The organism is Amycolatopsis sp. FDAARGOS 1241 (assembly GCF_016889705.1).
Taxonomy (GTDB): Bacteria; Actinomycetota; Actinomycetes; order Mycobacteriales; family Pseudonocardiaceae; genus Amycolatopsis.
Map to the genome: position 1 here is coordinate 8,859,540 of NZ_CP069526.1, position 25,616 is coordinate 8,885,155.

Below are 25,616 nucleotides of genomic sequence, written 5' to 3' on the forward strand. Positions count from 1 at the left end.
CCGCCGTGCATGTCCGGCGTGAGCTTGTTTAGGGGGGATAAACGGCAGAGTAGGCCCCCTAGGCGAAGACTGTCAACCCCCTCTAAACTCAGCCCATGGCGGACGTCGACGACTTCGACTCGGTGCGCGACGACAACGACCCCCTTCGTCGCGCGCGCCGAGCAGCTGCGCTGCAGACGCACTACACGCAGCGAGCCACGGAGCTGTCGCGGCTCCGCAAGGCGGCGATCGAAGAGGCGCACCGCGACCTCAACTTGAGCTACACCGAGATCGCGAAGGCGCTTGGCATCTCGAAGGGCCGGATCACGCAGATCCGCGGCAGCGCGCCGGCGCAAGAGCGAGCATTCTTCGGCGTCGGTCCGGTCGCTGTGGGAGTACCGCTCCGCCACGGCACCGACCACCGAATGCGCACATACGTCGATGCCGCGGACCTGACGGCCCGAGCGCAGGCCGAGAGCATCCTCGTCGGCCTGTCACTCGCTGCCGAGCCGTTCAACATCGAGCCTGACCTCGAAACGCCACCTGCCGGCGACTCGATCATTATCTGCGGCCCGCGGTCGGCCCCCGTGGCCGCGAACCTTCTCTCGCAAGACGTCCACCTCGGGTTCACACGTGAAGACGAACGCTGGCGAATCGACGACCACGAGTCAGGTGCGATGTACTTCTCCCCCAGGCTGGCAAATCCGCCACAGGATGAGGAATTCGGCTACTTCGCGCGGCACCGGGACGAAGATCGTGTAGTGGTACACGTAGCGGGCATCACCGCGGTGGGCTCCAGCGGCGTCCTCCACTACCTCGAAACCAATGTGCGCGAGCTGTTCTCTTCGCAGGGCGACACGTCGTTCAGCCTCATCGTCAAGTGCACCTTCGACAGCGATACCGCGATCACGGGTAGCGAGCTCGTTGCCGGCCCGTACAGCTGGTGATCAGAATGCAGGTATCGACCGCGCAAATCCCCGGACCTGCTGAGAGCCAAGATCGTGTCGTCGTCACCGACCACATGGCACTCGTTCTCGATGGCGCAAGCGCCTTCGAGCCCGTCGATGTGCCGACGGGCCTCTACGTCGACCTCCTCGGCGAAGGAATCCGAACTTGCCTGGACCAACAACCTGACATCGAACTCGCAACAGCGGTAGCAAGCGCGATCGAAGCCGCAGCTCAAGAACTTCAGCTCAAACCCGGTAACGCTCCATCGAGCACAGTCAGTCTGCTCCGCGTGCGAGACGATGGCGTCGACCTGTTGAGCCTGGGCGACAGCGCGATCTACTACGGGAACGACGATGGCGAAACAGGCGGCCTGACCGACTCCCGCCTCGCCAACCTCGGCATTCCGGAGCATCGTGCCTACCGCAACCGCGTGGCGGCCGGCCACGGCTACGACGCACGTCACCGCGAGCTACTCGCTGATTTGCAGCGGGAACAGCGCAAGAGGCGAAACCGACCCGAGGGGTACTGGATTGCGGAAGCCGAACCCGACGCAGCGAACCACGCCCTGGCGCTGACCGTCCCGCGTGGGCGTATCACTTGGGCCGTCCTGGCCACCGACGGCGCGTACGGGCCTATGTTCCATTTGGGACTCGCAGACTGGAAAGCCCGCGCGCACGAAGGGGCGTCGAAGCTTGAGAAGATTCTCAAGTTCTGCGAGGACTGGGAAAGGCACGAAGATCCCGACGGTCGAAAACTTCCGCGGGCGAAGGTAAGTGACGACAAGACGCTGGCTGCCGTTCTCGTCTAAGGTTTGTCTCATCGGTGATGTGCGACAGGTTTCCGCCGGTCGATGTGCGACGCGGAACCCACCGGGTTGGCCGCTCGGCGGCACGATGACACCTAAAGTTGCTGTGTGAACGCTGACGACGACGATCTCGCGCGCGAGTGGGCGCTCTTCACACAACGCGTCGACCCGCTCGCGCGAACCGTGATCGCTGCAGTCCAGCTCTGGGACGCCTACGACGCCGCCGACGAAATCCCGGGAACCTTGCTCGACGACATTGAGTGGTTGCCGCACGGCGGGGCTGTCTACACCGCATGGGCTCAGCTAACTGACGTCTACGAGACCGGAAAGACTCCGATCCACGACGCACACACCGCCCTTCGGCACGCCGCACAAGCATGGCTCGAACGGCCCTCCGAGCCGGACAGCGCCTTCATCGACGACTGGGTGCGGCAGGCTAACGACGCGAGCTCCCGCCTATTTCGAAGGGACGGCGACTTCTGGCACTCGCCCGAGTAATCCGGTGTACTCACGTGCAGGTTCAGTTAGCTGATACCGCGCCTCGTCTCCGGGGTACGTTCCGGCCGTCGGTGAAGCCTCGGCATCTTGCTGCCGATGGTCGCAGCTGCTGCTTCATCGGCAGCACCGACCCACGCGGCGTAGTGGCGAAGTGTCGTCGTGCCGTCGCCGTGTCCAAGTCGGCCAGCCACAGTGCGCAGATCGGTTCCCGACGTCAGGAGTTCCGTGGCCGAATAGTGCCGCAGCTCCTTGAGTTGGGTCTCGACCCCCAGCGCCGCGACGAGTTTCTTGTACTTCCGCGTGAGGGCACTCGGATCTCGCGGTTTGCTGAAATCGGGCTGAGCGGAGAAGAGCCAGGTCTTGCCCGTCAGGGCGAGTCTCAGGCTCGCCAGCTGCTCGACGGTCGCGTCCTTGTGCTGCTGCAGGAGCACAAGGGTCTCGGGATCGAGCGAGACGCGCCGCCATTGGTGTGTCTTCGTGTCCTTGATGATCAGTCCATCCGGACCTCGTACGAAGTTCTCGTCGAGGCGCACCTTTCCCACCGCGAAGTCGATGTCCTCCCATTGAAGCGCCACGACCTCCCCGCGGCGCGCACCCGTGACTGCCGAGAGCCAGACGTAGGTCCCCCACTCCGCGCTGCTTTCGTGGGCCGCCTCGATAATGCGCGCCATGTCGTGGCTCGACGGCGGGCGAGGCTGAGGTTTGCGTTTGGCGGGCAGCTTGACCGCCGGCGCCGGGTTGTACGGGATGCGATTCCACCGGACCGCGGCGCTCAACGCCCCGCTGATGATCGCGTGGAATGAACGAACTGAGGATGCGGAGTAGGGCTGGCACTTGTGTTGCCGACATTCAATGACGGCGCACTCTGCGGCCGCGCAGTCGTGTTCATCAAGCCAACTGCTGGACGGTCGGCCCGAAGGACGTTGGTGGCGCACGATGCGGCACTCATGGGGCTCGGCGGTACGGTGCTCCACAAAGGGCCTGCCGTCGCACCGCTTCCGGCAGCGGCGAAGATCACCATAGAACCGTTCCAGGCGCTCCGAAGCGTCGCGGAGCAACAGCACCAGCGGGACATCGCCTAGCACCGGCCTGATGTGATCTCGAATCATCCACTCGTAGTTCATGCGAGTTGTGGGGTCGATCTCAGCCTGCGGCAGCCACTGGTCGAGCAGCGCTCCAAAGGTCGACTTCGTCCTCGCGACCTTCAGGGAGTCAGCCTCGCCTTGCAGACGCGTCCGGACCTTCTCGGCCTCTTTCCAGGCCGCGCGCTCCGACCGCTCGTTCCCCGGCCTTTCGATCGCGACCGAGTCGGTGAGCACAATCCGCTCTCCGGTGACTGGATCTTTCCCTGCGGACACGCGCACCTGGAAGTTGTCCCGGTGTCTCCGGATGCTCCCGCGCTGCCGGCCGCCCTCGACTGCCCCCTTCGCTGCCATGCGATCAAGGTAGCAGCGCTGGTGGACCAGAGCGTGGACCAAGATCAAATACTTCGGCCCGCCAACCGAATGCTCAAGGCAGACAAAAAAGAGGAACCCCCTGCTAGCAGGGGGTTCCTCGCTGTCTCAACCAGACGTGCGCCCGAAGGGATTCGAACCCCTGACCTTCTGATCCGTAGTCAGATGCTCTATCCAGCTGAGCTACGGGCGCTTGTTCAGTTGTCAATCTAGCACCTGCCGAAACAGGCACCAGCGGAGGCTCCGGGATTTGAACCCGGGAGGGGGGGTAACCCCCAACCGCATTAGCAGTGCGGCGCCATAGACCAGACTAGGCGAAGCCTCCTGGGCCGGAACGACCACTGCTCAGATAGGTTACACACCCCCCACACCCCCCGCGAAGGCACCCCCCACTAACCAAGATCAGCGTTGCAGCAACCGCCGCAACCAGGGGGAACGGCCGCCCAAGCCCTCGGCCTCGAAGGTGGCGATGCCGACGCGCGGGAGTTCGCGGACGCCCGGGTACACGAGGTAACGCGGCACCCACCGGGGCTGGAACTTGGCGTTGAAGCGGTACAGGCTCTCGATCTGGATCCAGCGCGAGAAGAAGTGCAGCACCTTCGCCGAGACGCGTGCGACCGGTCCCGCGCCGATGCGCTGGCCCTGTTCCATCAACGACCGGAACGCGGCGAAGTTCAGGGACACGTGGTCGATGCCGTGTTCCTTCGAATACGTCAGGAGTTCCGAGATCATCAGCTCGTTCACGCCGTTGTCGGCCGCGCGGTCGCGGCGCATGACGTCGAGTGACAACCCGCGCGTGCCCCACGGGACGAACTGCAGCACGCCGCGCACGCGGCCGCCCTGTTCCGCCGTCACGATCACAGCGCCGGGGTCGCCCATGCGCCCCAGGGCCATCGAGAACCCGCGCTCGGTTTCCGTGCCGCGCCAGGTGGCGGCCAGGGACACGAGCTCGGCCAGCTCCCCGGGCCGCAGGTCCTCCGAATGCCGCACCAGCACCTTGTACCCGGCCCGACGCGTGCGCGACGCGGCCTGGCGCACGCCGCGCATGATGCGGCCGTCGAGGGTGAAGCCGGCGGTGTCGACGATGGCCTCGTCGCCGATCTCCAGCACCTCCAGGCCGAAGCGCGCCCACACCGTGGCGCCGAGCTCCGACGCACCCATCGCGGCCGGCACCCACGCGTTGCGCTTGCAGATCTCCAGGTACTGCTCGATCGCGCCGGGCCACGCCTCGTGGTCGCCCAGCGGGTCGGCGGACGTGAGGGCGACGCCGGCGATCACGCGGTAGGTCACGGCCGCCTTGCCCGTCTTCGAGAACACCGCGAACTTGTCGCGCCGCAGCGCGAAGTAGCCCAGCGAGTCGCGCTCGCCGTGGTCCTTCAGGAGCACGTGCAGCCGCGCCAGCTCGTCGTCCGACAGCCGCGGCGCCGGCTCCGCCGAGCGCAGCAGGAAGTACGCCGACACGAGCACGGCCGCGATGCTGAACAGCAGCCCGACGGCCGCCGACAGGTCCTCCAGCCATACGCCGTGGAACACGGCGGGGCCGCTCACGCCCACGAGCGCGAGCCCGGACTGCGCCAGCCGATCCGGGAAGCTCAGCTGGTCGAGCATCCGGCCGGCGGCCACCGACAGGAGCACCACGTTGATCACGAACCCCGCCAGCACCAGCTGCAGGAACACGCGCACGGCGCGCCAGCGGCCCGTGGCCGGGTCGGGTTCGGCGATGAAGTAGTGCCGGTTGGCGATCAGTCCGATCAGGAGGATCACCGTCACCACGCCCGCACCGAAGACGTGCTGCAGCCCGAGGTGCGCCAGCGTCAGCAGCACGGTGAAGCCCACGGCGAGCTGCCACGCACGGCGCTTGCGCCGCCGCAGCCCGGCCGCGAGCATGATCAAGACCACGCCGGTGACGATCGCCACGGTCGCGGCCGCGACGGAGGCTTCCTGCGGCAGCTCCAGCCACTCGGCGAGGTGCCCGCGCAGGTTACGGCCGGCGGGCACCACCACCGACAGGAGAGTCAGCAGGCCGGCGAGCCTGGTCACCCAGGTGATCGCCTTGACGGACGTCACGCCCGCCACCTGCCAGGTGTGCTGCGCGCGTGTCCCCGTCACCACGCGTGCAACACGTACGGCCCAGCCATGCTTCCCCCTGCTTCGTCACCTTCCGGCGAGCTCCGTGAACGGAGCGAGCGCGGCCGGGTTTGCCAGCGCGTCCCTGCTCACGGCTTTCTCCGGCGCGACTCCGGAGAGTATCTTCTTCACCGGCACTTCACACTTCTTACCGTTCAAGGTACGGGGGATTTCGCCGACCACCACGAACCGGTCCGGAACGTGCCGTGGTGACAGAGCGCTACGAAGCTCCTTCCGCAACTTGGCCTCGACGTCTTCCAGCCGGATGCCCGGGGCGAGGACGAGGAAACACAGGAGCTGCCCGTCGTCGTTGCCGGCCGCGGAGGTGTCCACGACCAGGGAGTCGAGGACCTCGTCGAAGCCCTCGACGACGCGGTAGAACTCGGCCGTGCCCATGCGGACGCCGCCGCGGTTGAGCGTCGAGTCGCTGCGGCCGTAGATCACGGCGGAGCCGCGCGGGGTGACGCGGATCCAGTCGCCGTGGCGCCAGACGCCCGGGTACACGTCGAAGTACGCCTCGTGCAGCCGCGCGCCCTCGGGGTCGTTCCAGAAGAACACCGGCATCGACGGCATCGGTTCCGTGATCACCAGCTCGCCGACCTCGTCGACCAGTGGTTTCCCGGCTTCGTCGTACGCCGAGACGGCCGCACCGAGCGCCCGGCACGACAGCTCGCCGAGCCACACGGGCACGTCCGGCGCCGACGCGACGAACGCCGCGCACAGGTCCGTGCCGCCCGACACCGAGCAGATCTGCACGGATTTGCCGATCTGCTCGGCGATCCAGCGGAAGCCCTCCACCGACAGCGGCGCACCCGTGGAACCCAACGCGCGCAACGCACTCAGGTCGTAGCGCTTCGCCGGCTCCAGCCCCGCCTTGAGGCAGCTCTGGATGAACGGCGCCGAGGTGCCGAAGTACGTCACGCGGTGCTGCTCGGCCAGGTGCCACAGAGCGTTCAGGTCCGGGTGGCCCGGGCTGCCGTCGAACAGGACGATGGTGGTCCCGACGAGCAGGCCCGAAATGAGGAAGTTCCACATCATCCAGCCGGTGGTGGTGAACCAGAAGAACCGCTCACCCGGCCCGAGGTCGGACTGCAGCGACAGCGCCTTGAGGTGCTCGACGACGATGCCGCCGTGGCCTTGCACGATCCCCTTCGGCAGGCCCGTGGTGCCCGAGGAGTACAGCACCCACAGCGGGTGCGCGAACTCCACCGGCTCGTAGGCGAGTTCGGCTCCGGCGTGCTCGGCGAGCAGCTCAGTCCAGTCGAGCGTGCCGTCAACGGTCCCCTCGCCCACGTACTGGACCAGGATCGTCGCGCTCAGCGACGGGATTTCGTGGCGGAGCCGCTCGACGGTGGGGCGCACGTCGAACTCGCGGCCGTTGTAGGCGTAGCCGTTGACCGCGATGAGCACCTTCGGCTCGATCTGCGTGAAGCGGTCGGAGATCGCGCGCACCCCGAAGTCCGGCGAGCACGACGACCAGATCGCACCCAGGCTCGCGGTGGCGAGGAACGCGACGAGCGTCTGCGGGCAGTTCGGCGCGAGCGCCACCACGCGGTCGCCCTTCTCGACGCCCAGTGCCCGCAACGCCCCGCGCGCGGCCGCGACCTGCGCGCGCAGCTCGCCGTACGTGAGCTGCGCGGCGAGGCCGTCTTCGCGGTGGAAGATCACGGCGAGCTCGTCGTCCGCCTTGGCCGCGCCCGCGACGCCGGGGCTCAGCGCGTGCTCCGCGTAGTTCAGCGTGCCGCCGTCGAACCACTTCGCGTTCGGCATCTCGCCGGACAGGACTTCGCGCGGGCGGTCGTGCCACAGCACACCGGAGAACTCGGCGACGGCCGCCCAGAACTCGGGCACGTGTTCCACGGAGTAGCGCCACAGCGAGTCGTAGTCGTCGTCGACGGGCGCGCCGCGTTCTTCGCGCAGCCAGCGGCGGAACGCTTCGATTCGGGTGTCGGACACTCGGCTCGGGTCGGGTCGCCAGAGCACTTCGGGAACATCGGCATTCTGGGTCACCCCGAGGATGTTAACTGCCGCTAACCTCCGCGGCCAGCGTCCTAGCGGAGGTGGGCGTCGAACCAGTCGAGGGTGCGCTGCCAGGCCTCTTCGGCCGCGCCGGGGTCGGCGTCGAAACGGTGGTTGGCGCCCGGGTAGCGCACGACGTTCGTGGCCACCTCCGCCGACGCCGCCGCCTCTCGCAGCTGTTCCACTTCGGCGCCGCCGGCGTCGTCGCCCGCGTCGCCGTACATGCCGAGCCACGGGCTGGTGACGTGCCCGGCGATGTCGAGCAGCCGCGGCAGCTCCGTCACGCGCTGGCCGCCGACGCTGACCGCGGCCCCGAGCTTCCGGTGCGACGCGACGACGAGTGCCGCCGTCCCGCCGAGGTCGAAGCCGACGACACCGCGCAGATCCGCGTCGACGCCGCGTTCCACGAGCCATTCGAGTGTGATGTCGGTCGCGTCGAGGAGATCCTGCTGCGTGAGCTGCTCGCCGCTGGCGATGTGCGGCGTGACGGTGAGCCAGCCCTCGTCGGCCAGGCTGGCCACGAGGAAAACCACGCCGTCGGTGATGCCTTCGCCTTCGTGCAGGACAACGAGGCCGCCGCGTAGGGCACCGTCGGGTTCCGCGAAGGTCAGGCGCAGGGCGCGGCCGTCGGTACGCTGGTAATCCACGGTGCTCGTCGACGTCATCGACTCATGCAATCACCTCAGGGTGAACATTGGGAACCTTTGTGGATCGGCCGTCGCGAGATACGGTGACCGTGCTGTCCCGCCAGACCCGAGGAGAACCGACGATGCCGTCCCTCGCACCGCGCCCCGACCTTGATTCGTTGCCGAAGTACGTCCCCGGCCGGACGATCCAAGGCGCGATCAAGCTCGCGAGCAACGAGGTGCCCGGCGGCCCGCTCCCCAGCGTGCAGGCCGCCATCACCGCGGCGATGGCCGACGTCAACCGCTACCCCGACGCCGGCTCGCACGCCCTGCGCCGGCGGCTCGCCGCCGACCTCGACGTGGCCGTCGACCAGGTCGCGATCGGCTGCGGCTCGGTCGCCCTGTGCCAGCAGCTCGTGCAGGCCGTCTGCGGCCCCGGCGACGAAGCGATGTACCCGTGGCGCTCCTTCGAGGCCTACCCGATCGTCACGCAGGTGGCACACGCCAAGTCGGTACAGGTGCCGCTGACGTCCGCCCACGGCCTGGACCTCGACGCGATGCTCGCGGCGATCACGGAGCGGACGAAGCTCGTGTTCGTCTGCAACCCCAACAACCCCACGGGTACCGTGGTGAAGCGGGACGAGATCGCGCGCTTCCTCGACGCCGTGCCGTCCCACGTGCTCGTGGTGCTCGACGAGGCCTACAAGGAATTCGTGACGGACGCGGACGTGCCCGACGGCATCGAGTTCACCCGCACGCACGACAACGTGGCGGTGCTGCGCACTTTCTCCAAGGCGTACGGGCTCGCCGGGCTGCGCGTGGGGTACGCCGTGGCCTCGCCCGCCATCGCCGAAGCGCTGCGGCAGGTCTGCGTCACGTTCTCGGTGAACGCCATCGCCCAGGTGGCGGCTATGGCTTCCCTCGACGCCGCCGGCGAGCTCATGGAACGCTGCCGGGAAATCATCTCCGAGCGCGACCGCGTGCGTACGGCCCTGGTCGACATGGGCTACGAAATCCCGCCCACACAAGCGAACTTCGTGTGGTTCCCCCTCGGCGAACGCACGATGGACTTCGCGGAGCACATGCTCGACCGCAAACTCGTCGTCCGCCCCTTCGCCGGCGACGGCGCCCGCGTGACCATCGGCACGCCGGAGGAGAACGACCAGTTCCTGACCGCCGCCCGGGAATTCCTGGCGTGACGGGGTGGCAAGACCCGGCGGAGCGGCATCCGTTCCGCTGATCTTGCCGCGTCACTCTCCCCGGGTTTTGGCGCGCGGGCATAGTTTTGCCCGATGGCGGGCACAACCGAACGAGACACCACCGCGCGCGAACGCGAAATCGGCGACGAACTCCGGCGGCTTCGCGTGCGCGCGAACCTGACGGCGGCCGATCTCTCGAAACGCGTCGGCTTTTCGCCGAGCAAGATCTCCCGCATGGAGAGCGGCGCCCGCGGCGTCACCGAAATCGACGCCACGCTCTTCGCCGCCAACTGTGGCGCCTCCCGCAAGGAGGTGCTGCACCTGGTCGGCCTCGTGCACGAGGCCGACGACGGTTACCGTCTTCGCCCGCACGAAGAGCAGTTGTCCGACGAGCTTCCCTCGCTCATCGTCGCCGAGACGGGCTCCAGCGAGATCATCCAGTTTGAGCCGCTGGTCATTCCGGGGATCCTGCAGATCGAAGAGTACGCCCGGGCGATCTTCCGCTGGGCAGCCGATTTCGATGACGCGGCCATTGAGGTTCGGGTGCAGGCCCGGCTCGCACGGCAATCCCTCTTACGCCGCAAGGATTCGCCGTACTTCACCTTCTACATTCATGAGGAGGTGCTTCGGGCTCCGGTGGCGAATCGCGCGATTATGCATGAACAGGTGCTGCACCTGCTGCTGGCTTCTTCGCTGGACCGCTGCGTTGTTCGGGTGGTGCCCAAAGCAGCTTGCCCGAACGGCGTTCTCGGGACCGGCTTCCGGGTCATGCGCTACAACGGACAGCGGCCGATCATCTACACCGAGAACCAGACGTCGAACCTGTTCCTGGAGAAGCCGGAGGACATCGAGGAGTACCGGAAGGTGCTGGCGCGAGTAGCGGGTTTCGCGTTGGATGGAGCAGACTCGCGCGAGTGGCTTGCCACGTTGGCAAGCGAGTACGACCAAGCGAAGGACGGCCCGGATGAACTCCCGTGACCAGGTCTGGCGCAAGAGCAGCTACAGCGGCGGCAACAGCGGCAACGTCGACTGCGTCGAGGTCGCGCTGGGCACCGAGGTCGTTGGAGTCCGGGACACGAAGGCCCGCGAGGCGGGCGAACTGCACGTGCCGGCCGAAGCGTGGCTGGCTTTCGTGCGCGGGTCACTTCAGGATTAGTTGCACCACTGCCGCAAGGCCGATCACGACGATGACGGCCCGCAGCACCGTCGGCGACAGCCGGCGGCCGATCTTCGCGCCGAGCTGCCCGCCGAGCGTCGAGCCGACGGCCAGCAGCCCGATGACCGGCCAGCTCACCGGCGCGATGAACGCGTAGATGGCGCCCGCGACGACGTTGACGACGGCGGCGAGGACGTTTTTGGTGCCGTTGAGCCGTTGCAGGGGTTCCGACAGCAGCATGCCCATCACGGCCATCAACATCACGCCCTGCGCGGCGGTGAAGTAGCCGCCGTAGATGCCGATGAGGAAGAGCAGCCCCATGAGCAGCGGGCCGGGTTTGTGCTCCGTCCCGTTGGTCTCGCGGCGCTTCTGCACCCACTTCGACACCCTCGGCTGCACGATCACCAGCACGACGGCGAGCCCGACGAGCACGGGGACGATCGTCTCGAAGGCGTCCGGCGGGAGCGTCAGCAACAGGATCGTCCCGCCGATCGCCCCGAAGAACGACGCCACCGAGAACCTCAGGACCTGCGGCCAGTAGCCGTCGAGCTCCGCGCGGTAGCCGTACGCGCCGCTGATGGTCCCCGGCGCCAGCCCGACGGCGTTGGACGTCGTCGCGGTCAGCGGCGAGTACCCCAGCGCCACGAGCACGGGGAACGTCACCAGCGTCCCCGACCCGACCACCGCGTTGATCGTCCCCGCCCACACCCCGGCGACGAAGATGATCACGGCGTGCCACCACGTCATAAAGCGCTCACAACGGGACCCTAAGCACCCCCCGCCCACCCCGCGACGTGATGTGGCAAGTCAGACAGTCGACCCGGGCCCAAGTCCTGCGTCACCGAGAGTAACTCCCGCCCGGGTGGAACCACCCGACGGGCACCGATCAGCTCCGGTAGAGCCTCCGCCCGAGGGCGATCAGCCATTACCGTTACCGCGCGGGAAGGTCCCGCGTTCACATCGGAACGAAGGACGCGACCTCCTTTCACCACCGCAAGGGGGTCGGCCACCGGAGACCAGGCAAGGGGTTCGCGTGACAAACCATCGCGTCCTGCTGGAAACGCAAGCAGGATGCGTTAAACCCTCCGCCACGTACACATAACGCAATCTTGATTGCGTTAACCCCTTGGAGGCACGTGATGATCTTCTTCGCGACTGGCACTTCCCGTGGCCTGGGCGCCGGATCGTCAAACGCGCGCTGGCCGCCGGCCACCAGGTCGTGGCGACGGCACGCAACCCGCAAACGCTCGCTGACCTGCAGAAACGCTTCGGCGACCAGGTGCACTTGGTGCAACTGGACGTGACCGACCCGGCCGCCGCGTCTGGCGCCGTGGCTTCGGCCGTGGACGCGTTCGGCCGCAGCGACGTCGTCGTCAACAACGCCGGCCAGGGCGACCACGCGTCGCTGGAGGACACGACCCTGGACGTCTTCCGCCGCCAGGTCGAGACGAACTTCCTCGGCACCGTCTACGTCATCAAGGCCGCGATCCCGGTTCTGCGCCGGAGGGGCGGCGGCCGCGTCATCCAGATCTCGTCCGTCGGCGGCCGCATCGGCAGCCCGGGTATGACGGCGCACCAGTCGGCGAAGTGGGCCGTCGGCGGCTTCAGCGGGGCCCTCGCCGCCGAGGTCGGTTCGCTCGGCATCAAGGTGACGGTGCTGGAACCGGGCGGCATGCGCACGAACTGAGCCGGCAGTTCGACGGCCACCCACCGATCTCCGAGCCCTACGAAGCCACCGTCGGCGCCTCAGCCCGCGCCATGGCGAACTTCGAACAGACGGCAAACAGCGACCCCACGCGGGTCGCCGACTTGGTACTGCGCGTAGCCGCCCTCGCCGCCCCCCCCGCTGCGCCTCCTCGCCGGCAGCGACGCCGACGAATACGGCCGCGAAGTCTGGCGCGCCCGCATCACCACGGACGAGAAATGGGAATCCCTCAGCCGCTCCACCGACCACCCGCAATCCGGCGACAACTGGCATTCCCAACGCGACGACAGCCTCCCCACCGTCAACCACTAATCACCAAAAAAACCGCACTACCTCTACGAAAATCCGTGTGCACCCAGCCCTCTCCCAGCACCACGATCCCTGCCTTCCACGCAGTCTGGACTTCTTGTCAAGGTACTCTTTCCCGCCTTGACAAGAAGTCCAGACCGTCGTGACGATCAAAAATCGGGGTGCCCACCGCACCAATCACCCAGCGCATCGAGCACTCACACCTCACAACTCAAACACACAAAACTCATTCCCTTCCACATCCGCCATCACCCACCACTCCACATCGCCGCCCTTTTCCCGCACCACTCGCGCCTCCAGCGCCTCGAACTCCGCCGGATCACCCCACACATCCAGGTGCATCCGGTTCTTCACCACTTTCCCCTCCGGCACCGGATTGACCCAGATCAACGGCCCTTCCCCCGCCGGATCCACGATCGGCACCGGCCACTCCTCCGGCCGCTCCTCGCCCCGCACCGAGTCCCGCCGTACGTAGCCGATCGCGGAGCACCACCAGTCCGCCACCGCCTGATGGTCCCTCGCGTCGAGGCACAGATCCTTGAACTTCCCAGCCACCCGCACAGCGTGGCACGGACCACTGACATTTTCCCGCGCCCGCCCGCGCCTGCCAGGATGGACGCGTGGCCCACGAATCCGAACAGGTCTGGAGCGCCACGGTCGACCACCTGCGCGCGATGATCGACTCCGGCGAGCTCCCCCCGGGCTCGCGCCTGCCCGCCGAACGCGCCCTGTGCGAGCAACTGGGCATCAGCCGCGGGTCTCTGCGGCAAGCGCTACGGGTCCTGGACTCCATCGGCTACGTCCAGATCCGCGCCGGCTCCGGCACGTACATTCGCGAGCAGACCGAGGCGCCCCTGAGCAGCTGGTTCTCCGAACACGAACAGCTCGTCGACAAGCTGTTCGACCTGCGCGCCACCGTCGAGCCGACGCTGGCCGAGCGGCTGGCCCACAGCCACTCACCCCGCACGGTCCAGACGCTGGAGGACAACGTCGCCGAGATGGCCGCGGCCGCCGACACCGGCGACATGCTGCGCGTCATCGCGACCGACGCGGAGTTCCACCGGGTCATCGCGGGCAACGCCGGCAACGACGACGTCGCCGACCTGCTGCGTTCCGTCCTCGCCCTCGTCGGCGAAGAACGCCGCGCCGCGTTGCGGCTGCCGGGCCAGATCCGCAAGGCCGTGGACGAGCACCGGGCGATCCTGGAGGCCATCCGCCGCTCCGACGGGCCCGCCGCGCGCGAGATCACCCTCAAGCACCTGCTGGACGCGAAGACCTACGCCCACGACTACGCGGCGGGCACCGGCGCCGGCTAACGCGACTCGAGAATCCGCGCCACGAACCGCTGCACCTTGTCCTCCAGCCGCGCCACGCGGTCGTCGATCGAGAGCGTTTCCTTGGGCTGGGGCACGTCCGGCTTGAGTTCCCCGCGCACGTATGCACTGCACGACAGGTTCGAGCACACGTACGTGCCCAGCGTGTTGCCCTCGCGGCCGAGCTTGCCGGCGCGGCGGCCGGTGAACAGGGTGACGTCGGACAGCGCGTGGGTGGTCGCGCAGAAGCCGCACATGTTGCTGCGCAACCGCGACGAAGGCGGGGGCGCCGCGCGCAAGGACAGGCCCACGATCTCGTCCCGGTAGGGCACCACGAGGTACGCGCGTGCGGGCGCCTTCGGGTCGCGCCAGCCGAGGAAGTCGCGGGCGGCCCACGGGACGCCGGCCGGGATCGTGACCGACTTGGCCTCGCCGCGGGAGCAGTTCACGAAGGACGCGCGGATCTGGTCGGCGTCGAGGGGTTGCATGGCCAGCACGGTAACCACCGGCCCGCGAGACCTGCCACGCCTTTTCTCGCCGAGCCTGGCCGGAGCCCATACGATCGGCGGCGTGCGCAGGAAGACGGCGGGACGGTTCCGGCTGGTACTGCGCACGAGTCTGGGCTTCGCCGCGCTCGGCATCGGGTCCAGCGTCGCCGGGTCGGCCGTGGTCGCGTTGCTGCTGTTCCTGCAGGGTCTGCCGGCCGACGTCGGGGACCGCGGCTGGATTCTCGGGCTGACCGCCGGTGGGATCGTGGCCGTGAGCCTGCTCGTCGGCACGCTCTGGACGGCCTACCTGCAGCGCCGCACCGTGGTGTGGTTCACCATCGGGCGCCGGCCGACGGAGGACGAGGCCAAACGCGCACTGCGGCTACCCGTGGACATGGCCGTGGTCAGCGGCACGCTGTGGCTCGTCGGCGCGCTCGCGCTCGGCACCCTGGCCGGCGTGCTGGGCTCGGTCGAGGGCGCGGCCGGCATGGCGCTGACGATCGGGCTCGGCGGGCTGACGACTGTCGGTCTCATGTACGTCGCGGCGGAGTGGGTGGCGCGGCCCGTGATGACGATGGCGCTGGCCGTCGCGCCGCCCCACGGCCGGCTGCCGGTGACGGTGCTGACGCGGCTGATCATCGTCTGGGCGCTGGCCAGCGGTGTGCCGTTCGTCGGCGTGCTGCTGGTCGTGACGCCGCCCGAAGTCGGTCGCGCGAACCCCACCGCCAGCCTGATCACGCTGTCCGTGATCGGCCTGGTGACGGGTGCGATCGGCACGGCGCTGCTCGCGCGGGCTGTCGCGGCGCCGCTGCACCGGCTGCGCGTGGCGCTCGACCAGATCGCACGTGGCAGCACCGACGTGACCGTGGACGTCGACGACTCCAGCGAGATCGGCCTGCTGCAGACGTCCGTGAACGACCTGGCCGCGGGCCTGCGCGAACGGGAGCGGATGCGGGACCTGTTCGGCCGGCACGTCGGCACGGACGTCGCGCGCCACGCGCTCGAGTACGGCGCCTCCTTGTCCGGCGACGTCCGCGAGGTGACGGCCCTGTTCGTGGACGTCGTCGATTCGACGGCGCTCGCGTCGCGCACGCCGCCGGAGGAGCTGGTGGCGAAGCTGAACCGGTTCTTCGCCAGCGTGGTCTCGGCCGTCGACGCGCGGGGCGGGCTGGTCAACAAGTTCCAGGGCGACGCCGCGCTGTGCATCTTCGGCGCGCCGACGCGGCTTTCGGACGCCTCGACCATGGCGCTCGCCGCCGCCCGCGCGATCCGCGACGCCGTGCTGTCGGACGGTGAGCTCGATCTGGGCATCGGCGTCGCGTGCGGGCAGGTTTTCGCAGGTCAGCTGGGCACGTCGAGCCGGCTGGAGTACACCGTGATCGGCGACGCCGTGAACGAGGCCGCGCGGCTGACCGAGCACGCGAAGGGCGTGCCCGGGCGCATCCTGGCCAGCGAGGGCACCGTCAAGGCCGCTCTCGGCGGCGAGCGCGAGTTCTGGACGGCGCACGGCGAACTGCTGCTGCGCGGGCGGCGGCAGACGACGACCGCCTGGACGACTTAGGCCAGCTCGGGCCAAGTCAGCAGCGTCGAACCCCAGGTGAGGCCGGCACCGAACGCGGTGAGCAGCACGCGGTGGCCCGGCACAAGCGTGCCGTCGGCGACGGCGTCGGCCAGCGCGAGCGGGATCGACGCGGCGCTGGTGTTGCCGACGCGATCGATGTTGGCGACCACCGCGTCCGCGGGCAGCCCGAGGTGCTTCGCGGTGGCCTGCAGGATGCGGATGTTGGCCTGGTGGCCGACGAACCGGTCGACGTCGCCGACCATCCAGCCGGCCTGCTCCAGCACCGCGCGCGACGACTCGGCCATGCGCGCGCACGCGTGGCGGAAGACGGCCGTGCCCTGCATGACGAGGTGGTGGTCGCGGTCGTCCTCGGAGAAGCGGTGTTTCGAACCGCCGGCCTCGACCCACAGCAGCTCGGCGAGCGCGCCCTCGCTGTGCAGGTCGAACGGGCCGATGGCGCCGGTCTCGCCGGGCTCGCCCGCGCGCAGCAGGACGGCGCCCGCGCCGTCGCCGAAGATCGGCACGGTCGTGCGGTCGCCGGGGTGGACGAGCGAGGTGAAGACGTCGGCGCCGATCACGAGCACGCGCTTGGCGATCCCGCCGGCGATGAAACCCTGCGCGGTGGCCAGCGCGTAGACGAAGCCGCTGCACACGGCGTTCACGTCGAACGCGGCGGCCGTGCCGAGGCCGAGCCGCGCGGCGACCTGGGGCGCGCTGGCGGGGCACAGCTGGTCGGCGGTGGAGGTGGCGAGCACGACGGCGTCCGCGGGCCCGTCTCGAAGAGCTTCCCGCCCGGCTTCGACCGCGAGATCCACTGTGGACTGGCCCGGGGCGACCATGCGGCGCTCGCGGATGCCGGTGCGGGTGCGGATCCACTCGTCGGAGGTGTCGAGGCGCTGGGCGATCTCGTCGTTGGTCACGATCCGTTCGGGCAGCGCGCGGCCCAGCGCGGTGACGACAGCAGCACGAGACACGACTTCTCCCTCCCCATCCGGCGGGCGGCGGTTCCGCCGGCTCCGTCCACTTCTATGGGCTACCCCTGGGTAGACCGGTCAGTTGTGGCGCACGTCACTCTCGCTCCTCTTTCACGTTCGCTCGATAGGAGGTATTGGGCAAAGTGGTTCTTGATCGCCGGGTGAGCCCCGGTAAAGACGAGGCGTCGTGTCGGTGTCCCCGGTTAGCCTGGGGCGTGCTCAGTGGAGACCTCGACCGGCTGGACCTCGCCATCCTCGCCTGCCTGCAGTCCGACTCGCGCACGATCGCCGAGGTCATCGGGGCGAAGGTGGGGCTCTCGGCCGCCGCGGTGCAGCGGCGCATCAAGCGCCTGCGCGAGACGGGCGTGATCGAGAAGGAGGTCGCCGTCCTCTCCCCCGCGGCCCTGGGGCTGTCCATGACCTTCGTGGTGATGGTCGAGATGGAGCGCGAGAACCTGACGGTGCTCGACGCCTTCCGGCGCCAGGTCCTCGCGGACCAGTGCGTGCAGCAGTGTTACTACGTGACGGGCACGGCGGACTTCGTGTTGATCGTGACCTGCCCCGACATGGCCACCTTCGAGGTCTTCACCCGCCGGATGTTCTTCGACAACCCGAACGTCCGCCACTTCACGACGAGCGTGGCGATGGATCGGGTGAAGGTCGGGTTGACGTTGCCGTTGGAGTGAGCGTGGCTTTGGGTGGTTCGCGGAGTCGTGGGTCTGGTCGGGTGTGATTGCGCCGTTGGGGAGAATGTGCGGTTGGGTCCGGCCATGCTGTCGATGTGCGTGGAGTGTGGCCGTTCTGGTCGAGGCGAAGCGGCGGATCCGGGCGGCGTGCAGGTGGCCCTATTTGAGCCACGCTTGCGATCTGCTCGGTGGGCTGGCCTGGACCTGGAGACGGCGCAGTGCTGCGCGAAGTGCGGCCGGTCTGGTTGGGCCGAATGCCCGACCTGCATGGCAAACGGGTCAACTGATCGAAGCCATGCAGCCGGCCCGTGGAGCGTGCCGCCGGCCTGCTCCGCCCTCCTGCCGCGCTACGCAACATGAGACCGGTCCGGTCGAACCCGGTTGCCGACCTGCACGACATACGGCCAGCTGATCGAAGCCAGACAGCTCACCTGAGCGGCATGCGGCTGACCGGGCTGCGCGACGCCGGCCCGATCAACCGGGTCGCCGATGTGCGCGGCAAACAGCCCCCGCTCGAAAACCACACAGCCGAGCGGCATGCGGCTGACCTGACTCAGCCATGTACCGACCTGCGCGAGTGTGGCTGGTCTCGTCGGACCCATACCAACCTGCACGGCAAACGACCAGCTGATCGAAGCCAGACAGCTCACCTGAGCGGCCTATGGCTGGTCTTGGCCGAAATACGCGGCCGAGCTGCGCTGCGTGACGTTGGCCTGATCAAACCGAGTTGCCGATGTGCGCGGCAAACATCCAGCTGATCGAAGCCCGGAACCCCGAACTGAGCGACCTGCGGGCCTGGTCCAGCCCGTACCGAACAGCGCGACGTGAGACGGCCCGATCAAACCGGGTCGCCGACCTGCACGGCCAACGACCAGCTGATCGAAGCCACGCAGCTCACCTGAGTGGTATGCGGGCTGGTCTGGCCGAGATACGCGGCCGAGCTGCGCTGCGTGACGTTGGCCTGATCCAACCGCGTTGGCGATGTGCGCGGCAAACATCCAGCTGGTGGAAGCCAGGAACCCCGGGAATGAGCGGCCTGCTGCTGGCCTGGCCCAGCCCCTACCGAGCTGCGCGACGTGAGACTGGCCCGATCAAACCGAGTTGCCGACCTGCGGCAAATGCGTCAGCTGATCGAAGCCATGCAGCCGACCTGAGCGGCACACGGCTGACCTGACTCAACTTTGTGCAGACCTGCGCGAGCGTCGCTCGGACCCGGTTGCCGACCTGCGCGGCAAACGTGTCAGTTGATCGAAGCCACGCAGCCGACCCGTCGGAGTGCAGCTGGCCTGTTTCAGCCATATGCAGGCCCGCGCGAATGTGGCTGGTCTGGTCAAGGCCTGCCTGTCGATCGCAACGGCGCGGGCAGGCCTGGTCGGGCCAGGCAGCCAGCCTGAGCGGCACACGGCCTGGCTTGATCGAGCCGGGCGGGCGATGTGCATGACGCGTGGCAGGTCGGGTCGAGGCCGGGCAGCAGAGCTGATCACGACGCGATCCGGGAAGTCGAGACGTCTCGGGCCGGCACAGCTTGTCTTCCCGCACAGCCATCCTCCGCAGCGTCCGTCCGGGGCAGGCGCAGCCCCGCAGGGCGATGATCAGCCGTCATCACGGCGCTTGCTCATCGCCTCAACGATTCACTCTCCACGGCCTGCCCTGGTTCCCAGTTCACCATCCACAAACCCGGCACTCATGAGCGACCCGAACGCTGCGGCCCATCCCCTCGTCGCGCCATCGGTTCCCTCCTCGCCGGATTGCCACCGCGCAGTTGTCCACAACTTGTTCCCACTGTGGACAACTCGCTCCACCAACTGATTTTGCCGGTGGGGACCAGTAGAATGGAGCAGGGCAGTCCCCCAGGGAGTGGTGGGGGATTCCTGTACCTCACCAGCGGGTGTGGATCCACTTCGGACTTGTCTACATCGGACGTTGGGGAGCCGGCGGCACAGGGCTCGGTGAGAGCGCGCTGAGGTGAGTGTGCCGAAGAGGTAGGTGATGAGAGCGAGCCGAGGCCCCGGAAAACATGCGGTAGGCGGCGTGAGGAGTGCGGTACACAGAGTTAGGTGGGAACCTGGCAGCAGAAGATCGAGCCAGGCTGCGAGCACGTCGGTGGGTGGGCGTCGGCACCACGGCAACGTCCAATCGGCGGGCTTCAGCAGAACGGTCGCGCGTGGCCGAGCACACAGGGCCCGTTCCCCCCAGTCCGAAGTGATCCGGGCAACACAACGAAGGCGGGCCCGAAGACCCGCCAACCTGCGCGAAAGTCATCCAACCCCTGCACCAAGGGCGAAAAGTGCATAACCAACGGTGCCGACCTGAACGCAATGGGTATGTGGTCCGTGTTACGCCACAGAGGACGGATGCAGCCGATCGCGTGAATGGCGGGAAACCGGCGTCACGAGGACCCCGGCTGATCATCTCCTTGCCGACCAGTTCGCAGGGTGCGAACGACGGAGGACACATCAGGAGCAGCCGTGCAGACCGACGCCGTACACCAGACCCAGTTCGTGTTGCTGAACGAGAGCACCACGCCGGTGCTGTCCCGCCTGTCCTACCAGGCCGCGGAGCCGTTCGCGGTCACTGTGGCGTTCCGGACCGAGCGGGGGCGCTGGATCGAGTGGACGTTCGCGCGTGATCTGCTCGTGACCGGGCTCGACGAGCCGGCCGGGCTGGGCGACGTGCGGGTCCGTCCGGACCTGTCGGAGGACCCGGCGATGGTCACGCTGGAGATCGAGTCACCCGACGGGTACGCGTCGTTCGAGCTGGAGCGCGAGGACATCGAGACGTTCCTGGAGTCGTCCTGCGAACTCGTCCCGCTGGGCGCCGAGAGCGAGAAGTTCGACATCGAGGGGCTGATCGAGGAGATCAGCAACGTGTGAGGGAGCAAGCCTGCCGATCCCGCGGCACGCAAGAAGGAGAAGGGCGGTTCGAGTGCTCTGGAGGCACTCGAACCGCCCTTCTTCGTTGCGCGTGTAACTCAGCCGCGGACGAGCGTCGTGCCTGTCGCCGACAGCGCCGTGGTGACCGGGAAGTAGTACGTGTTCACGGTGTCGCCACCGGACAGCAGGCCCTGCGCCTGGTTGCCGGAGATGAACGAGCCACCCGAGTCACCGTGGTCGGAGCGGGCATTGGTGAGCACCATGCCGGTCACCGTGCCCTCGGGGTAGCGCACGGTCTGGTTCTTGGCACGGATCGTGCCGCACGTCCAGCCCGTGGTGGAGCCCGACTTGCAGACGGACGCGCCCACGGCGGCGGCCGTGGAACCGGACACGCGGGTGCCGTTGTTGATTTGCCCGACCGGGGTCCAGTTGCTGTTCACCCGGGCGTATGCGTAGTCGCTGCCCGGGAAGCGGTAGCTGGAGAACGAGCCCATCGCGACGCGGTTGTAGCCCGTCAGCGGGCCCGCGCCGGTGAGCGCCGCACAGTGGCCGGCGGTGAGGAAGCCGCCGTTCACCGAGAAGCCGACGGAGCAGCGCGACGAGCCGCCGATGTAGTACGCGTCACCGCCGAGCACGTTGTAGTGCAGCCGGGGCGCGGCCGCGGTCTCCGTGACCTCGAGCGAGGATGTGTCCACACCGGACTGCTTCGCGAAATTCTCCGCCGTCGCGCGTTGTCCCTTGAGGACGGTGATCGTCACGCGGTTGGCCGCCGGGTCCACACCCCAGGACGTGACGGCCTGCGGAGCGGACTTCTCACCCGCGTTCAGCTTGGCAACGCTGGAGTCGAGCTGCTGCTCGCTGAACCGCACGACCTGCGCCTCCGCGCCCGCCGCGCGCACCTTCCCCACCAGCGCCGCGTCGGTCACGGCCACGCGCGCCTTGCCCGTCGCCGCGTCGAAGCTGAGGCCACCGAACTTGTCGCCGAGTGACTGCTGCAACGACTGGCCGACCTTCGTCGCGGAGTCCTCGGCCGCGAGCCGGGCCAGGGCCTGGCTGTGTGTGAGGCCGAGGTCGCGTTGCATCGCCGGCACCATGTCGGGGTTCAACAGTGCGGCACCCGCGGCCGGGCTCGTGACCGCGGCCATTGTGCCCGCCGTCGCGGCGGCGACTGCGGCGACACCGAGGAATCTGATGATCTTCATGCTTCTCCCTCGCTGATTACGCGCGGCTCCGGTGCGGCCACGCGGCGCATCCCTCCCCCGGGGTGAGAGCGTGCAGGGTGCTCCAACCCGCTGCAATAAGGGCGCAGGGCGGATAGGTATACCCAATCCCCCTGGCCGAACGCCCTGCTCCGGACGCCGTAACGGGCCGATCCGAGGTCCCGGGACCGTCCATAAGTAGGGATTCCGGCAACTACTTTGCGTAGCGATTATCGCATCCCGAACGTGTTATACGTCCCGGGAACGAGTGGCGGACCGAGGTTTCGTACGCATGGTGATCCCCCACCGAAGATCCGTCTGCCAACCGGTGACGGTGCGTACGCAGACGTGTGAGCGCGGTACCCAGGTGCAGGTCGTCGGCTGGTTTACGGGTACGAAAACGCTGCTTAGGCTCCCGGCGAAACGGACAAGCGTGCAGGGAGGTCGACGATGTGGCAGGCCGTCCCCCGCCCGACGTCGGTCACCGTGCGCACCGGGCTGACGGCTTTTTCAGGGCGCGACCACGAGCTCACCACCATGGTCGAGGTGCTGGGGCACCGTCCGGCCGCCGTGCTCGTGGAGGGCGAGCCGGGGATGGGCCGCAGCCGCGTGCTCGCCGAGCTGGCACGGCGGCGCGAGTTCGCCGGCGGACGCGTGCTGCGCGGTACCTGCCAGCCGTTGCGCGAGCCGTTCCCGTACGGGCCGGTGCTGGAGGCGCTGCGCGCGGCGGGTGACCGGCCGCTCGGGCCGCTGAGCCCTGTCGCCGGCGCGCTGCGGCCGTTGCTGCCTGAGCTGGCCGACCAGCTGCCGCCCTCGCCCGAACCGCTGGACGACCCGGGCGCGCAGCGGCACCGCGTGTTCCGCGCTGTGCGGGAGCTGCTCGTCGCGTGTGGTCCGACGATCATGCTGGTCGACGACCTGCAGTGGGCCGATGAGGGCACCGGCGACCTGATGCGGTTCCTCGCCGCCGACCTGCCGCCGGAGCTGGCCGTGGTGGCCGCGTACCGGAGCGGGCCCGAGCCGTGGCCGGGCCCGTTGGGCGCACCCGTGCGGGCGGCGCCGACCGTCCACACGGCCCGCGTCGCGCTCGGGCCGCTCGACGTCGAGGCGGTGCGCGCGATGGCCGTCGACGTGCTGGAGCTGCCGCGGGTCAGCGACGAGTTCGCCGCGAAACTGCACGAGTGCACCGGTGGCATCCCGTTCGTGGTCGAGGAAACGGTGCGCGCGCTGCGGAACGCACCGCTGCCCGCGGGCGAAGGGCTGTCCGACCGGCTGCTGGAGAACCTGGAGATGCCCGCTGCGCTGCGTGAGTCCGTGACCGAACGGCTGGCCGCGTTGCCGGAGCAGGCTGCGCAGCTGACGCGGGCGGCGGCCGTGCTGGCGGTGCCCGCCGAACCGGCGACGCTCGGTGACGTTGCGGGCCTCGCCGAGGAGTCGCTGCGGACGGCGCTGCTCGCCGCGTTGGGCGGCGGATTGCTGGCCGAGCTGGGCGAAAACCGGTACGGCTTCCGGCACCCGCTCGCGCGCAAGGCCGTATACGACACGGTGAGCGGCCCCGAGCGAACGCTGCTGCACACCGAGGCGATGCGGGTGCTCGACACGCTCCCGTCGCCTCCGTCGTTGCTGCTCGCGCAGCACGCGCACGCGGCCGGACGGACGCAGAAGTGGCTTCGCTACGCCGAAGCGGCGGCCGACGAGGCGATCGGGAAAGGCGAGACGTCGCGGGCCATCGACCTGCTGCAGGCGGCGTTGCCGGCCTCGGACGACGTCGGCAGGCTCGCGACGAAGCTCAGCCAGGTCGCGCTGCGCGGCTTCCGGCCGGACGTGATCGAGACGCTGGAGCGTGTGCTGGAAGACCAGCCGCTGCCACCGGCCGTGCGCGGAACGATCCGGCTTTCGCTGGGCATGCTGCTCGTGCGGACGATCGGACGGCTCGAACGCGGCCGCGAGGAGGTGGAACGCGCCGTCGCCGAGCTCGTGGACCGGCCGGAGCTGGCGGCGCGCGGGATCAACTTGCTGGCGCAGCCGATCGACGGCCTGACGCCGCTTTCCTGGCACGAAGGCTGGATGCGGCGCGCCCGGGAAGTCCACTCCGGACTGACGGACCCCGAGCTGCGGCTGGCGCTGACGGTCGACCGGATCGCGAACGCCTCGCACCTCGGCGACGGCTCGGCGTGGGCGGAGTTCGAGGCTCTGCCGGACGCCGGGGAGAGTGTGGGCGAGCGCGTGCAGCTCGCGCGGCTGTGGTGCAACCTGTCCGACGCCCAGTCGTGGGCCGGGCACCTCGACCGCGCCGCGCGGCTCGTCGAGGAGGGCTCGCGACGCGCGACGGACGCCGGCGCGCTGTACGCGATCGGCCTGATCCAGGGCACGCAGGCGCGGCTGGCGTGGTTCCGCGGCGAGTGGGACGGACTCGCGGAGACGGCCGAGGACGTGCGTTCGCGCTACCCCGAACTCGGGCCGGTCGTGATGGACACGTCGCTCGTGCTCGGCGGGCTGGCCGCGGTGCGTGGCGAATTCGCTGCGGCGCAACGGCATTTGGCGCGGGCGTCGGTGCACGCGCCGGGTGACGGGCCGATCCCGGTCGTGCTGTGCGCCGCGTCGGTGCTGATCGGCGTGCTTCTGGCGGGCGACGACGTGGCGGGCGCGTGCTCGGTCGCGGACGTCGCCGTGGACGCCGCGCGCCGCAAGGGCGTCTGGGTGTGGGCGGCGTCGTTGGTGCCCACGGCCGCGGACGCGTACACGCGGGCCGGCCGGTGGTCCGATGCGGACGCGTTCGTGGAGGAGTTCGCGCGGGGCGTGGCCGGCCGGGATTCGCCGCTGGCGGTCGCTTCGCTGCACGCGGGCCGCGCCGTCCTGACCGCCGCCCGGGGCAAACACCTCGCGGCCGCGGCGGCTTTCGATTCGGCGGCTGCTGCCTATACGTCGTTGCCGATGCCGTACTTGGCCACGTCGATGGCCGAACGGGCCGCATGCCTGCGGCTGCTGGCGGGCCAGCGTTCGGCCGTGGACGCGTTGGCTTCGGCGGCTGGCGCGTTCGAGCAGCTGGGGGCTACGCGGGATGCGGGGCGTTGTCATCATCTGTTGCGTTCACACGGGGCTTGGGCGCCGTCGCAACGCGGGCGGCGCGGGTACGGGCGGGAGTTGTCGCCGCGGGAGCGGGAGGTCGCCCGGATGCTCGCGGAGGGCCGGACGAACCGCGAGATCGCGGACGGGTTGTTCCTGTCGCCGCGGACGGTGGAGCAGCACGTGGCGAAGGTGTTGCGGAAACTGGGGGCACGCGGGCGGACAGATGTGGCGCGGCACCTTCCGGCTGATGGTGCTGCGGTGGGTTGACGCGCTGCTTTCGGTGGATTTCTTCGGAGTCGGCGCCGGATTCGACGTCGGAGGAGGAGGAGGGCGCGGCGCCTTCGAGGGTGCTGTGTGTGCTTGACGCGGAGATCGCCGGTTACTGGTGGCTCGTTCGGTTTCGGGCGTGTGGCAGCTGGTGCGTGTGGGCACTGCGTGGAGATCGCCGTGCTACCGGTGGCTCGCATGTGGTGGGGCCGTGTGGAACGGCTCGGCACTGACGCTGCGACGAAAAGTGCCACCTGTGGCCCGCGCCGGGTGGAGCATGAGGCAACTGCGCGCGCGGGTGCGCCGCGTCGAGATCGCTGCGCTACCGGCGCGGCACGGTTCGGGGCGGGGCATGTGGCAA

Annotated in this window: 22 protein-coding genes and 2 tRNA genes; 13 read left to right on the forward strand and 11 right to left on the reverse strand. The window is 68.8% G+C overall.

Going from position 1 to position 25,616, the window contains the following annotated elements:
* Window positions 1-95: 95 nt before the first annotated feature.
* The 3 genes from I6J71_RS43000 to I6J71_RS43010 all read left to right on the forward strand — a co-directional run bounded on the left by I6J71_RS43000 (window position 96) and on the right by I6J71_RS43010 (window position 2,230).
* On the forward strand, window positions 96-926 hold the full coding sequence (locus I6J71_RS43000) for a hypothetical protein (RefSeq protein WP_204092089.1): 831 nt from the start codon (window positions 96-98) through the stop codon (window positions 924-926).
* 5 nt (window positions 927-931) lie between these two features.
* Window positions 932-1,735, forward strand: coding sequence for a protein phosphatase 2C domain-containing protein (locus I6J71_RS43005; protein ID WP_239155583.1), 804 nt, complete (start codon window positions 932-934; stop codon window positions 1,733-1,735).
* 105 nt (window positions 1,736-1,840) lie between these two features.
* Window positions 1,841-2,230 carry a hypothetical protein gene (locus tag I6J71_RS43010; protein WP_204092090.1) on the forward strand — a complete coding sequence of 130 codons (390 nt, stop codon included), beginning with the start codon at window positions 1,841-1,843 and terminating at the stop codon, window positions 2,228-2,230.
* Window positions 2,231-2,256: 26 nt separating this feature from the next.
* Here the strand turns inward: I6J71_RS43010 and I6J71_RS43015 are convergent, their stop codons facing one another.
* The 6 genes from I6J71_RS43015 to I6J71_RS43040 all read right to left on the reverse strand — a co-directional run bounded on the left by I6J71_RS43015 (window position 2,257) and on the right by I6J71_RS43040 (window position 8,495).
* The gene (locus I6J71_RS43015; protein ID WP_204092091.1) at window positions 2,257-3,666 is read right to left on the reverse strand and encodes a site-specific integrase; all 1,410 of its coding nucleotides are present in this window, start codon (window positions 3,664-3,666) and stop codon (window positions 2,257-2,259) included.
* Between the two features lie 137 nt (window positions 3,667-3,803).
* Window positions 3,804-3,877, reverse strand: a tRNA-Arg gene (locus I6J71_RS43020).
* 42 nt (window positions 3,878-3,919) lie between these two features.
* A tRNA-Ser gene (locus I6J71_RS43025) sits at window positions 3,920-4,009 on the reverse strand.
* Between the two features lie 77 nt (window positions 4,010-4,086).
* Window positions 4,087-5,796: a phosphatidylglycerol lysyltransferase domain-containing protein gene (locus tag I6J71_RS43030; RefSeq protein ID WP_204092092.1), complete on the reverse strand. Its 1,710-nt coding sequence runs from the start codon at window positions 5,794-5,796 to the stop codon at window positions 4,087-4,089.
* 42 nt (window positions 5,797-5,838) lie between these two features.
* Window positions 5,839-7,821: an acetoacetate--CoA ligase gene (locus I6J71_RS43035; protein ID WP_204092093.1), complete on the reverse strand. Its 1,983-nt coding sequence runs from the start codon at window positions 7,819-7,821 to the stop codon at window positions 5,839-5,841.
* A gap of 41 nt (window positions 7,822-7,862) precedes the next feature.
* Complete coding sequence (locus I6J71_RS43040) at window positions 7,863-8,495, reverse strand: dienelactone hydrolase family protein (protein ID WP_204092094.1); 633 nt, start codon at window positions 8,493-8,495, stop codon at window positions 7,863-7,865.
* Between the two features lie 104 nt (window positions 8,496-8,599).
* On the opposite strand from I6J71_RS43040, the gene hisC reads away from it, so the two are divergent.
* From hisC to I6J71_RS43055, 3 genes are all read left to right on the forward strand, one after another.
* Window positions 8,600-9,655: a histidinol-phosphate transaminase gene (gene hisC / locus I6J71_RS43045; RefSeq protein WP_204092095.1), complete on the forward strand. Its 1,056-nt coding sequence runs from the start codon at window positions 8,600-8,602 to the stop codon at window positions 9,653-9,655.
* A gap of 93 nt (window positions 9,656-9,748) precedes the next feature.
* Window positions 9,749-10,633: a helix-turn-helix transcriptional regulator gene (locus I6J71_RS43050; RefSeq protein WP_204092096.1), complete on the forward strand. Its 885-nt coding sequence runs from the start codon at window positions 9,749-9,751 to the stop codon at window positions 10,631-10,633.
* Window positions 10,620-10,811, forward strand: a complete 192-nt coding sequence (locus tag I6J71_RS43055; RefSeq protein ID WP_204092097.1) for a DUF397 domain-containing protein — start codon at window positions 10,620-10,622, stop codon at window positions 10,809-10,811. Before I6J71_RS43050 ends, I6J71_RS43055 begins: the two co-directional genes overlap by 14 nt.
* Here the strand turns inward: I6J71_RS43055 and I6J71_RS43060 are convergent.
* Entirely contained in the window at window positions 10,797-11,558 is a 762-nt protein-coding gene (locus I6J71_RS43060; protein ID WP_204092098.1) for a sulfite exporter TauE/SafE family protein, read from the reverse strand. The genes I6J71_RS43055 and I6J71_RS43060 overlap by 15 nt on opposite strands.
* Before the next feature lie 379 nt (window positions 11,559-11,937).
* Here I6J71_RS43060 and I6J71_RS43065 point away from each other — a divergent pair, with 379 nt between their 5' ends.
* On the forward strand, window positions 11,938-12,498 hold the full coding sequence (locus tag I6J71_RS43065) for an SDR family NAD(P)-dependent oxidoreductase (RefSeq protein WP_204092099.1): 561 nt from the start codon (window positions 11,938-11,940) through the stop codon (window positions 12,496-12,498).
* Window positions 12,499-13,029: 531 nt separating this feature from the next.
* Here I6J71_RS43065 and I6J71_RS43070 read toward each other — a convergent pair.
* Window positions 13,030-13,380, reverse strand: a complete 351-nt coding sequence (locus I6J71_RS43070; RefSeq protein WP_204092100.1) for a VOC family protein — start codon at window positions 13,378-13,380, stop codon at window positions 13,030-13,032.
* 119 nt (window positions 13,381-13,499) lie between these two features.
* Here I6J71_RS43070 and I6J71_RS43075 point away from each other — a divergent pair, with 119 nt between their 5' ends.
* Window positions 13,500-14,141: a FadR/GntR family transcriptional regulator gene (locus I6J71_RS43075; RefSeq protein ID WP_239155585.1), complete on the forward strand. Its 642-nt coding sequence runs from the start codon at window positions 13,500-13,502 to the stop codon at window positions 14,139-14,141.
* Here I6J71_RS43075 and I6J71_RS43080 read toward each other — a convergent pair.
* Complete coding sequence (locus I6J71_RS43080) at window positions 14,138-14,626, reverse strand: FBP domain-containing protein (RefSeq protein WP_204092102.1); 489 nt, start codon at window positions 14,624-14,626, stop codon at window positions 14,138-14,140. The two genes, I6J71_RS43075 and I6J71_RS43080, sit on opposite strands and share 4 nt — an antisense overlap.
* A gap of 82 nt (window positions 14,627-14,708) precedes the next feature.
* On the opposite strand from I6J71_RS43080, the gene I6J71_RS43085 reads away from it, so the two are divergent.
* Window positions 14,709-16,187 (forward strand): adenylate/guanylate cyclase domain-containing protein, encoded by a 1,479-nt coding sequence (locus I6J71_RS43085; RefSeq protein WP_239154238.1) that lies wholly within the window; start codon window positions 14,709-14,711, stop codon window positions 16,185-16,187.
* On the opposite strand, the gene I6J71_RS43090 is transcribed toward I6J71_RS43085, so the two are convergent.
* Window positions 16,184-17,161 (reverse strand): beta-ketoacyl-ACP synthase III, encoded by a 978-nt coding sequence (locus I6J71_RS43090; RefSeq protein ID WP_204092104.1) that lies wholly within the window; start codon window positions 17,159-17,161, stop codon window positions 16,184-16,186. The genes I6J71_RS43085 and I6J71_RS43090 overlap by 4 nt on opposite strands.
* Before the next feature lie 215 nt (window positions 17,162-17,376).
* Between I6J71_RS43090 and I6J71_RS43095 the strand changes: the two genes are divergently transcribed.
* The 3 genes from I6J71_RS43095 to I6J71_RS43105 all read left to right on the forward strand — a co-directional run bounded on the left by I6J71_RS43095 (window position 17,377) and on the right by I6J71_RS43105 (window position 20,720).
* Window positions 17,377-17,847: an Lrp/AsnC family transcriptional regulator gene (locus I6J71_RS43095; RefSeq protein WP_204092105.1), complete on the forward strand. Its 471-nt coding sequence runs from the start codon at window positions 17,377-17,379 to the stop codon at window positions 17,845-17,847.
* A 440-nt stretch (window positions 17,848-18,287) separates the two neighbouring features.
* Window positions 18,288-18,605, forward strand: coding sequence for a hypothetical protein (locus I6J71_RS43100; protein ID WP_204092106.1), 318 nt, complete (start codon window positions 18,288-18,290; stop codon window positions 18,603-18,605).
* 1,710 nt (window positions 18,606-20,315) lie between these two features.
* Window positions 20,316-20,720: an SsgA family sporulation/cell division regulator gene (locus tag I6J71_RS43105; RefSeq protein WP_204092107.1), complete on the forward strand. Its 405-nt coding sequence runs from the start codon at window positions 20,316-20,318 to the stop codon at window positions 20,718-20,720.
* A 98-nt stretch (window positions 20,721-20,818) separates the two neighbouring features.
* Here the strand turns inward: I6J71_RS43105 and I6J71_RS43110 are convergent, their stop codons facing one another.
* On the reverse strand, window positions 20,819-21,922 hold the full coding sequence (locus I6J71_RS43110) for a S1 family peptidase (RefSeq protein WP_204092108.1): 1,104 nt from the start codon (window positions 21,920-21,922) through the stop codon (window positions 20,819-20,821).
* A gap of 447 nt (window positions 21,923-22,369) precedes the next feature.
* Here I6J71_RS43110 and I6J71_RS43115 point away from each other — a divergent pair, with 447 nt between their 5' ends.
* The gene (locus I6J71_RS43115; RefSeq protein WP_204092109.1) at window positions 22,370-25,255 is read left to right on the forward strand and encodes an AAA family ATPase; all 2,886 of its coding nucleotides are present in this window, start codon (window positions 22,370-22,372) and stop codon (window positions 25,253-25,255) included.
* Window positions 25,256-25,616: the final 361 nt, after the last annotated feature.

Excerpts from the sequence above, each read along its gene's own strand:
- I6J71_RS43080 (WP_204092102.1), bottom strand. The coding sequence starts at position 14,626 with ATGCAACCCCTCGACGCCGACCAGATCCGCGCGTCCTTCGTGAACTGC.
- I6J71_RS43110 (WP_204092108.1), bottom strand. The coding sequence starts at position 21,922 with ATGAAGATCATCAGATTCCTCGGTGTCGCCGCAGTCGCCGCCGCGACG.
- I6J71_RS43055 (WP_204092097.1), top strand. The coding sequence starts at position 10,620 with ATGAACTCCCGTGACCAGGTCTGGCGCAAGAGCAGCTACAGCGGCGGC.
- I6J71_RS43100 (WP_204092106.1), top strand. The coding sequence starts at position 18,288 with ATGCGGCTGACCGGGCTGCGCGACGCCGGCCCGATCAACCGGGTCGCC.
- I6J71_RS43050 (WP_204092096.1), top strand. The coding sequence starts at position 9,749 with ATGGCGGGCACAACCGAACGAGACACCACCGCGCGCGAACGCGAAATC.
- I6J71_RS43000 (WP_204092089.1), top strand. The coding sequence starts at position 96 with ATGGCGGACGTCGACGACTTCGACTCGGTGCGCGACGACAACGACCCC.
- I6J71_RS43060 (WP_204092098.1), bottom strand. The coding sequence starts at position 11,558 with ATGACGTGGTGGCACGCCGTGATCATCTTCGTCGCCGGGGTGTGGGCG.
- I6J71_RS43015 (WP_204092091.1), bottom strand. The coding sequence starts at position 3,666 with ATGGCAGCGAAGGGGGCAGTCGAGGGCGGCCGGCAGCGCGGGAGCATC.
- I6J71_RS43115 (WP_204092109.1), top strand. The coding sequence starts at position 22,370 with ATGTGGCAGGCCGTCCCCCGCCCGACGTCGGTCACCGTGCGCACCGGG.
- I6J71_RS43005 (WP_239155583.1), top strand. The coding sequence starts at position 932 with ATGCAGGTATCGACCGCGCAAATCCCCGGACCTGCTGAGAGCCAAGAT.
- I6J71_RS43040 (WP_204092094.1), bottom strand. The coding sequence starts at position 8,495 with ATGACGTCGACGAGCACCGTGGATTACCAGCGTACCGACGGCCGCGCC.
- hisC (WP_204092095.1), top strand. The coding sequence starts at position 8,600 with ATGCCGTCCCTCGCACCGCGCCCCGACCTTGATTCGTTGCCGAAGTAC.
- I6J71_RS43075 (WP_239155585.1), top strand. The coding sequence starts at position 13,500 with ATGATCGACTCCGGCGAGCTCCCCCCGGGCTCGCGCCTGCCCGCCGAA.